We start from the raw sequence: 8,116 nt of genomic DNA on the forward strand, positions 1-8,116 counted from the left end.
GAAGTGTCTCCCTCCCTAGAATGCCCAGCCATTGAGGGCCGGTGTGTGGCCCTGTCTGTTGATTGGGAGGAAACCTCATGAAATACGCATTTCCTGTGCTGATGTTTACGTCTTTACTGGTGCTGGCTGGTTGCGATCAGGCCGAGAAAAGCGCCCAACAGTTAATGGGTAAAGCCGCCGAAAGCGCCAAGCAGGCGATCGACGATACCCACAAAGCCGCCGAGCAAGCGCTCAGCGAAGCCACGGGCGGGTTGATCGAGAAAAAAGAAGCACCGGAAAAAGATACGCAAACATCTGAATCTTCCTCAAAGACTATCTAAACCGTCTTACAACGAGTCAGGACTGACCCATGGAATATCTGTTGGAACTCGCCGCCAGCCCCGCTGCCTGGGTTGCTTTGGCCACACTGGTGGTCATGGAGATCGTGCTCGGCATCGATAACCTGATCTTTATCTCGATTCTGACCAACAAGTTGCCTGAGCAGCACCGCCAGAAGGCGCGCCGCATCGGCATCGGCATGGCGTTGATTCTGCGCCTGGCGCTGTTGAGCACCATCGCCTTCATCGTGCAGTTGACCGAACCTGTGATCGAAATCCTCGGCCAGGCGTTCTCCTGGAAGGACATGATCCTGATCGCCGGCGGTCTGTTCCTGGTCTGGAAGGCTACGACCGAGATTCACCACAGCATGGATCCGGCGCCGGAAGACCCTAAATCGGCCTCCTCGACGGTGACCCTGGGCTTTGCAGCGGCAATCGGGCAGATCCTGATGCTCGACATGGTGTTCTCGATCGACAGCATCATTACGGCGGTCGGCATGACCGAACACTTGCCAATCATGATCATCGCGGTCGTGGTCTCTGTGCTGGTGATGCTGTTTGGGGCTGAGCCGCTGGCCAGGTTCATCAACGACAACCCAACGGTGGTGATGCTGGCCCTGGGCTTCCTGATCATGATCGGCATGACGCTGATCGCCGAAGGCTTCGGCGCCCACGTACCGAAAGGCTATGTGTATGCGGCCATGGCGTTCTCGGCGGCGATTGAGGTGCTGAACATGATGTCCCGTCGAGCACGGCAGAAGAAGTTGGCTGAGCAGGTGTAATCGTCAAGTTGTAAAAAAGCCGCCTGAACTCCTAGAGTCCAGGCGGCTCTTTTTTTGTTCGCAGTTCTACCGACAGTCAGTGTGCAGTCGCAGGTTGCGCGCGGTGCTTGCCCGGTTTCTCGATCGGTGCGGGTTGGGCGGGGTGATGATGGTGGCGTCGGGAAACACGCAACACGCCCCACAGCATGGCGGTAGCAACGGCCAGCCAGCCGGCAATCAACATTACGATAGTCATGGTCAGGCTCATGAGTGCCTCCTCTTTGCCCTGGCTCGGGCACACGCTTCTCTCAAATCGCTCTATGTCAGTGACAGTCTAGTCAATGGGGTGTTTCAAGCTATTGACCAAAGGTCGGTGGCGACCAATCAGTTTGCTCTATGCAATCGTTGAGTCTGCGGTTTAAGGCTATACCGCAGCTTTGTGCCGCCCTATGATCGCAGTCACTGCCGGAACACGATGACCGGCGTCTTGAACAGAGAGTGATGATGGTGCAGGTATTTTCTCGAATTCGCGCGGCGCTGCTGGTGGCTGGTTGCGCAGCCGTACTGGCCGGGTGCGCAGGTAGTGTGGCACCCGAGGTGAAGCGTCTGCCCGAACGGGTTGAGCTCAGTGGTACGTTCTATCGCGGCGACGCCAATCAGTCCGGGCCGCAAGTGTTGGCCAGCCTGTTGTCACAGCAAGGCATCGTGATCACCCCGGGTCTGTTGGCAAAACCGCTGCACCTGCCGGGCGCCGAAGATAAATTGCAGCAGAACATGCAGAAGCTTGCACGGGAATATGGCTTGGTCGTTTATCCGCTGGACCGCAATCTGCCAGCGCTGCTGACGCAGGTTGCTGCGGGCTATCCGGTGATGGTGCGCTTCAGCGAAGGTTCAGCGTTTTGGGCGCAACCGCGCTATGCCATTCTTTCCGGCTACGACCGCAATAAACAGAAAGTGCTGCTGCGCGCGGGCATGAACCGTCGCGAAATCATGAGCTTCAGCGCTTTTGAATCGGCATTCGAAAAGTCCGGTGGCTGGGCCATCTTGATTCAAAAGCCTTCGCAGATTCCGGTGGCGGTGGATCGTCAGCGCTGGCTCAAGGCCGCCGATGAGTTGTCACAGGCCGGTCAGGAGCCGGAAGCCGCGCAGGCGCGCAAGGCATTGGCGGCGCACTGAGTTCCGTTCGTCATCTGCCGGGCACGACTGCGCCCGGCCAGCCTCTTACGGTTATAGCCCGGTTTTACGGGTGAATCAGGAGGCAACATGACAGATTCCTCATCCCCGAAAGGCCCGCATTCTTCTGAGCATTCTTCAGGTAACGATCTGGGGTTCGATCCGGACTCGCCGGATCTCGAAGATCCGCAAGTCGACCCCATTGGCCCTGCAAAGGCGCCCAAAGATGTGAAGCCTGGCGAAGACGACACCAAACCGGCCAAGCCCTACGATCCGTTAGCCGATCTCAAACCTTGATGCGAGGTGCGTATGAGTACCGATTCAAGCTTCGATGACCAAAAGCCCGACAGTGTGCCGACCACGCCTGAGCAGGAAGTGGACCCGGTGCTGGATTCTGAGAGCCCGCTGCGTGATCCGTTGGCGCGACCCAATGTACTTACGCCGCAGCCTGCGCGGGATCCGAGTGCCGGTGACGGGATTCCTGATGACGACGAGATGCCGCTGCCTAACGACTGATGTGCAGATGAGAAAAAGCCCCGAAATTTCGGGGCTTTTCCTTATGGCGCGAATTACTTGGAGGCTTCGACCACGCCGCTCTGGCGCGCCTTGAGGTTTTTGTCGGCTTTGTACTGTTGAGCCGCTGCTGGAACGCTGGCGCTCCTGCCGGTTTCCACCCAACTGCGGATGCGGCTGGCATCGGCAAAATGGGTGTATTTACCAAACGCGTCGAGAATCACCAGCGCGACCGGGCGGTTGCCCATTTTCGTTACCAGTACCAGGCAATGACCGGCAGGATTGGTGAAGCCGGTTTTGGTGATCTTGATGTCCCAGTCGGCCTTATTGACCAAGTGATCGGTATTGCGAAAGCCCAGTGTGTAATTGGGTTTACGGAAAGAGACGGTCTTTTCCTTGGTGGTGGTGAGTTCGCTAAGGACCGGGTACTTGCTGGCGGCTACCAGCAACTTGCTCAAGTCACGGGCAGTCGACACGTTGCGCTCAGACAAGCCGGTCGGCTCGACGAAGTGCGTGTTGGTCATGCCCAGCGCCTTGGCCTTGGCGTTCATCGCCGCGATAAAGGCTGCGTAACCGCCCGGGTAGTGATGCGCGAGGCTGGCGGCCGCACGGTTTTCCGAAGACATCAGAGCAATCAACAGCATCTCGCGGCGCGGCAGTTCACTCTTGAGTTTGACTCGGGAGAACACGCCCTTCATTTCCGGCGTATTGCTGATATCGACATTGATCCATTCGTCCATGTTCTGTCGGGCTTCAACCACCACCAGGCCAGTCATCAGCTTGCTGACGGAAGCGATCGGCACAATCACGTCAGGGTTGCTGGAATAAATGACTTTTTTGGTCTGCATATCCATGAGCAGGGCGCTACCGGAGGCGATTTTCAATTGCGAAGCGTCACGGGGGGCAGCGATGGTTTGCGCGGCATTGATCGATGGCGTGATGAATGTGCCTGTAAAAGCAAAAAACAGGCTCAGAATCGAAAGACGAATTTTCACGCGGGCGAACTCATAAAGGTTGGATATTCCGTTAGTTTGTAACGGGTTATTTCTTAAAAGCGTCGCATTTTAGGAGTATGGCTGAATAACTGTCGATGGTTGTTTGAGTGGCCTGAAAATCTTGTGAAAAGGCCTGTAGAAATAGGGGTTTCCGGCGAACGGTTACAGCTTTTTCTCAGGCACGAAAAACCCCGCACGCGGCGGGGTTCTCGGGGGTATTGTCAGCGCGTGAAAAAAACCACTCAGGCGTGCAGGGTTTCCGCTGCGTAGAGGGTGTTTTCCAGCAGGCAGGCACGGGTCATCGGGCCGACGCCGCCCGGTACCGGCGTGATCCAGCCGGCGCGGGGCAGGGCGGTTTCGTAGACAACGTCACCGACCAGTTTGCCGTCGTCCTGACGGTTGATCCCGACATCGATCACGATCGCGCCTTCCTTGATCCACTCGCCTTTGACCAGGCCCGGCTTGCCGGCAGCCACAACGACCAGATCGGCACGACCGACGTGCTCGGCCAGATCCTTGGTGAAGCGATGGGTCACGGTCACGGTGCAGCCAGCCAGTAACAGCTCCATCGCCATCGGACGACCGACGATGTTTGAAGCACCGACCACAACTGCGTCCAGTCCGTAAAGATCAACGCCTGTGCTTTCCAGCAAAGTGATGATGCCTTTAGGGGTGCACGGACGCAGCAGAGGGATGCGTTGTGCCAGACGCCCGACGTTATAAGGATGGAAGCCATCGACGTCTTTGTCCGGGCGAATGCGCTCCAGCAGTTTGGAGGCATCCAGATGCTCGGGCAGCGGCAGTTGCAACAGAATGCCGTCGATTGCCGGGTCGTCGTTGAGGCGATCAATCAGATCGGTCAACGCTTCTTGCGTGGTTTCAGAGGGCAGGTCGTAGGCTTGAGAGAGGAAGCCGACCTCTTCACAGTCTTTACGCTTGTGCGAGACATAAACCTGAGAGGCAGGATCGCTGCCGACCAGGATCACCGCGAGGCCGGGAGTGCGCAGGCCTTGCTGGCGACGCTCGGCAACTCGTTGGGCGATCTGCTGGCGCAGGCTGGCGGCGATCGATTTGCCGTCGATTAGTTGTGCAGTCATTGCGCGTGATTAACCATCGAGAGGGGAAAAAATGAGAACGCATTCTCGCATGTCGAGCGGTGAGGGCAAAGGCGCTTGGTCAGCAAATTCCTCTAACTCCTTTAATTAAATGAATTTTTTTTAAAAAGGATTTGACGACCTTTCGGGCGCTCTATACTATTCGTCGCACTTGTCGGGCACAGCCTAGCACTGGTTAAGAAGGTGAAGCGGAATCAAGGTTCTGTGACACTGGAAAGCACTTAGTTTGTAGTCCTTTAAGAGTACAGATTAATAAGGCGCCCGTAGCTCAGCTGGATAGAGCATCCGCCTTCTAAGCGGATGGTCGCAGGTTCGAGTCCTGCCGGGTGCGCCATTAGGCAGCTTTGGCACAAGTAACGCGATATGGTGGGCGTAGCTCAGTTGGTAGAGCACGGGATTGTGACTCCCGTTGTCGTGGGTTCGATCCCCATCGTCCACCCCATATTTCGAAAGGCGCCAGATGTAACAGTCTGGCGCCTTTGCTTTAAAGCTTGATCCGCGGATGTGGTGGAATTGGTAGACACACTGGATTTAGGTTCCAGCGCCGCGAGGCGTAAGAGTTCGAGTCTCTTCATCCGCACCAATTAAAGCTTCATTCATGTCTTCGGGCAGGTGAGGTTCAACAAAGAAGTTGTTTGGCTTTTTTGTTACGCAATATGGTGGGCGTAGCTCAGTTGGTAGAGCACGGGATTGTGACTCCCGTTGTCGTGGGTTCGATCCCCATCGTCCACCCCATATTTCGAAAGGCGCCAGATTTAACAGTCTGGCGCCTTTTTTGTTTTAGCGATTTGAAGGCTTGGCGATTGCCGGCTTCGATTCGCAGGAGTGGGGCGTTTCGTCGTGTTTATGTTGCTCGATGATTCTGTGCTGCTCGCCGGGCTTGCTTGCAGGGTCGGCCGTCAGGGCGTGATTGGCGGTCTCTTCTATATATAGAAGAGATCGGCGCAGAGCCCTGGCGTGATTGGTTGTATTCGCCTGTGGGGCGCCACGCATTCGTGCAACGGTCCCTATAAATTGCCTGCTGTTTTTTTACCCGTTTTCAGTAGGGTGACTTCTTGAGTTTGACCCACTAGAATGCATGCCCTTGATTCTGGGGTCGGAAACGGCCGGCTAACGTCTGTGCAACGAGGAATATCCATGCAAGTTTCTGTTGAAAATACTACTGCTCTTGAGCGCCGCATGAGCGTCACCGTGCCGGCTGAGCGCATTGAGAGCCAGGTCAACAAGCGTCTGCAGCAGACTGCCCAAAAGGCCAAGATTGCTGGCTTCCGTCCAGGCAAAGTGCCAATGAGCGAAATCAAGCGCCGTTTCGGTGCTGACGCTCGCCAGGAAGCTGTTGGTGATGTCATCCAGTCCTCCTTCTATGAAGCTGTGGTTGAGCAGAAGCTGAACCCGGCTGGTTCGCCTTCGATCGAGCCTAAATCGCTCGAAGCGGGCAAGGATCTGGAATACGTTGCTGTATTCGAAGTGTTCCCTGAGTTCACCGTTGCCGGTTTCGAAGGCATCACCGTTGAGCGCCTGAGCGCTGACGTTGCTGACGCTGACCTGGACAAAATGCTCGACATTCTGCGCAAGCAGAACACCCGTTTTGAAGTGGCTGATCGTGCTGCCGAGAACGAAGACCAACTGAACATCGATTTCGTTGGCAAGGTCGATGGCGAAGTGTTTGCAGGTGGCTCCGCCAAAGGTACTCAGCTGGTTCTGGGTTCCGGCCGCATGATCCCGGGCTTCGAAGAAGGCCTGGTGGGCGCTAAGGCGGGCGAAGAGCGCGTTCTGAACCTGACCTTCCCTGAGGACTATCAGAACCTGGATCTGGCGGGTAAAACCGCTGAGTTCACCGTGACGGTCAACACTGTTTCCGAGCCAAAGCTGCCTGAGTTGAACGAAGAGTTCTTCGCTCAATTCGGTATCAAGGAAAGCGGCATCGACGGCTTCCGCACCGAAGTTCGCAAGAACATGGAGCGTGAACTGCGTCAGGCGATCAAATCCAAGGTGAAAAATCAGGTAATGGACGGCCTGCTGGCCACCAACCCGATCGAAGTGCCTAAGGCCCTGCTGTCCAACGAAGTTGATCGTCTGCGCGTGCAGGCTGTTCAGCAGTTCGGTGGCAACATCAAGCCTGACCAACTGCCGGCCGAGCTGTTCGAAGAGCAAGCCAAGCGCCGCGTAGTGCTGGGTCTGATCGTGGCTGAAGTGGTCAAGCAGTTCGACCTCAAGCCTGACGATGCCCGTGTTCGTGAAATGATTCAGGAAATGGCTTCGGCGTACCAGGAGCCTGAGCAGGTCGTGTCGTGGTACTACAAGAACGACCAACAACTGAACGAGGTTCGTTCGGTTGTGCTGGAAGAACAAGTTGTGGATACTGTTCTGCAGAAAGCTAGCGTGACCGACAAATCGGTCTCTTACGAAGAAGCGGTCAAGCCGGTAGAAGCTCCAACAGCCGACTGATTGTTTTTGCGTTAAGAAGTGCACACCATAAGCCAGCTCTCGAGCTGGCTTATGCGTATTCAAGACATAACTATTTGGGAGTGACTGCAGAGCATGTTCCGTAATTCGTATATTCAGCAGAACTCTGATATCCAGGCCGCAGGCGGCCTGGTCCCGATGGTTGTCGAGCAATCTGCTCGTGGCGAACGCGCCTATGACATCTACTCGCGCCTGCTCAAGGAGCGAGTGATCTTTCTGGTTGGTCCGGTAGAGGACTACATGGCCAATCTGATCTGTGCGCAACTGCTGTTCCTTGAAGCGGAAAACCCGGACAAGGACATCCATCTCTATATCAACTCCCCGGGCGGTTCGGTGACAGCGGGCATGTCGATTTACGACACCATGCAGTTCATCAAACCCAACGTATCGACCACTTGCATCGGTCAGGCGTGCAGCATGGGCGCGTTCTTGTTGACCGCCGGTGCTCCAGGCAAGCGTTTCTGCCTGCCGAACTCGCGCGTGATGATTCACCAGCCACTGGGTGGTTTCCAGGGTCAGGCATCGGATATCGAAATCCATGCCAAGGAAATCCTCTTTATTCGCGAGCGCCTGAACACGCTGATGGCCAAGCACAGCGGTCGTACCCTTGAAGAAATCGAGCGCGATACCAATCGCGATAACTTCATGAGTGCAGAAGCTGCGAAGGAATACGGCTTGATCGATGAAGTGATCAACCAGCGCCCAGCTTAAAATAAGCAGCTCAAAATAGGCTTGGTCGGCGCGTCTGATCAGCGGCGGGCTTGAAAAAGCCCGCA

Annotated in this window: 10 protein-coding genes and 4 tRNA genes; 11 read left to right on the plus strand and 3 right to left on the minus strand. The window is 55.9% G+C overall.

Features of this window, described 5'->3' with window-relative positions; translation table 11 throughout:
• The first annotated feature begins 77 nt into the window (after positions 1 to 77).
• The gene (locus ACIOWA_RS07395; RefSeq protein ID WP_221730458.1) at positions 78 to 320 is read left to right on the plus strand and encodes a hypothetical protein; all 243 of its coding nucleotides are present in this window, start codon (positions 78 to 80) and stop codon (positions 318 to 320) included.
• Positions 321 to 349: 29 nt separating this feature from the next.
• The gene (locus ACIOWA_RS07400; RefSeq protein ID WP_401159053.1) at positions 350 to 1,099 is read left to right on the plus strand and encodes a TerC family protein; all 750 of its coding nucleotides are present in this window, start codon (positions 350 to 352) and stop codon (positions 1,097 to 1,099) included.
• A 76-nt stretch (positions 1,100 to 1,175) separates the two neighbouring features.
• On the opposite strand, the gene ACIOWA_RS07405 is transcribed toward ACIOWA_RS07400, so the two are convergent.
• Entirely contained in the window at positions 1,176 to 1,334 is a 159-nt protein-coding gene (locus ACIOWA_RS07405) for a hypothetical protein (protein WP_339493833.1), read from the minus strand.
• Between the two features lie 248 nt (positions 1,335 to 1,582).
• On the opposite strand from ACIOWA_RS07405, the gene ACIOWA_RS07410 reads away from it, so the two are divergent.
• From ACIOWA_RS07410 to ACIOWA_RS07420, 3 genes are all read left to right on the plus strand, one after another.
• Entirely contained in the window at positions 1,583 to 2,254 is a 672-nt protein-coding gene (locus tag ACIOWA_RS07410; RefSeq protein ID WP_221730496.1) for a peptidase C39 family protein, read from the plus strand.
• Between the two features lie 87 nt (positions 2,255 to 2,341).
• Positions 2,342 to 2,548, plus strand: a complete 207-nt coding sequence (locus ACIOWA_RS07415) for a DUF6021 family protein (protein WP_401159055.1) — start codon at positions 2,342 to 2,344, stop codon at positions 2,546 to 2,548.
• A gap of 12 nt (positions 2,549 to 2,560) precedes the next feature.
• Positions 2,561 to 2,767 carry a hypothetical protein gene (locus ACIOWA_RS07420; RefSeq protein WP_339431961.1) on the plus strand — a complete coding sequence of 69 codons (207 nt, stop codon included), beginning with the start codon at positions 2,561 to 2,563 and terminating at the stop codon, positions 2,765 to 2,767.
• 53 nt (positions 2,768 to 2,820) lie between these two features.
• Here ACIOWA_RS07420 and pbpG read toward each other — a convergent pair whose 3' ends face one another.
• Positions 2,821 to 3,759 carry a D-alanyl-D-alanine endopeptidase gene (gene pbpG, locus ACIOWA_RS07425; protein ID WP_339431962.1) on the minus strand — a complete coding sequence of 313 codons (939 nt, stop codon included), beginning with the start codon at positions 3,757 to 3,759 and terminating at the stop codon, positions 2,821 to 2,823.
• Positions 3,760 to 4,001: 242 nt separating this feature from the next.
• Entirely contained in the window at positions 4,002 to 4,856 is an 855-nt protein-coding gene (gene folD / locus ACIOWA_RS07430) for a bifunctional methylenetetrahydrofolate dehydrogenase/methenyltetrahydrofolate cyclohydrolase FolD (protein WP_339431963.1), read from the minus strand.
• 275 nt (positions 4,857 to 5,131) lie between these two features.
• Between folD and ACIOWA_RS07435 the strand changes: the two genes are divergently transcribed.
• The 6 genes from ACIOWA_RS07435 (at position 5,132) to clpP (ending at position 8,051) form a co-directional block, all read left to right on the plus strand.
• A tRNA-Arg gene (locus ACIOWA_RS07435) sits at positions 5,132 to 5,208 on the plus strand.
• Between the two features lie 32 nt (positions 5,209 to 5,240).
• Positions 5,241 to 5,316, plus strand: a tRNA-His gene (locus ACIOWA_RS07440).
• Positions 5,317 to 5,372: 56 nt separating this feature from the next.
• A tRNA-Leu gene (locus ACIOWA_RS07445) sits at positions 5,373 to 5,457 on the plus strand.
• A gap of 76 nt (positions 5,458 to 5,533) precedes the next feature.
• Positions 5,534 to 5,609 (plus strand) — tRNA-His (locus tag ACIOWA_RS07450).
• Between the two features lie 402 nt (positions 5,610 to 6,011).
• Positions 6,012 to 7,322, plus strand: coding sequence for a trigger factor (gene tig / locus ACIOWA_RS07455; protein ID WP_401159060.1), 1,311 nt, complete (start codon positions 6,012 to 6,014; stop codon positions 7,320 to 7,322).
• Between the two features lie 93 nt (positions 7,323 to 7,415).
• The gene (gene clpP, locus ACIOWA_RS07460) at positions 7,416 to 8,051 is read left to right on the plus strand and encodes an ATP-dependent Clp endopeptidase proteolytic subunit ClpP (RefSeq protein ID WP_007951559.1); all 636 of its coding nucleotides are present in this window, start codon (positions 7,416 to 7,418) and stop codon (positions 8,049 to 8,051) included.
• The last annotated feature ends 65 nt before the right edge of the window (positions 8,052 to 8,116 follow it).

The sequence above is a fragment of the Pseudomonas sp. NPDC087614 genome (assembly GCF_044743485.1).
GTDB classification, from domain to species: domain Bacteria; phylum Pseudomonadota; class Gammaproteobacteria; order Pseudomonadales; family Pseudomonadaceae; genus Aquipseudomonas; species Aquipseudomonas baetica_A.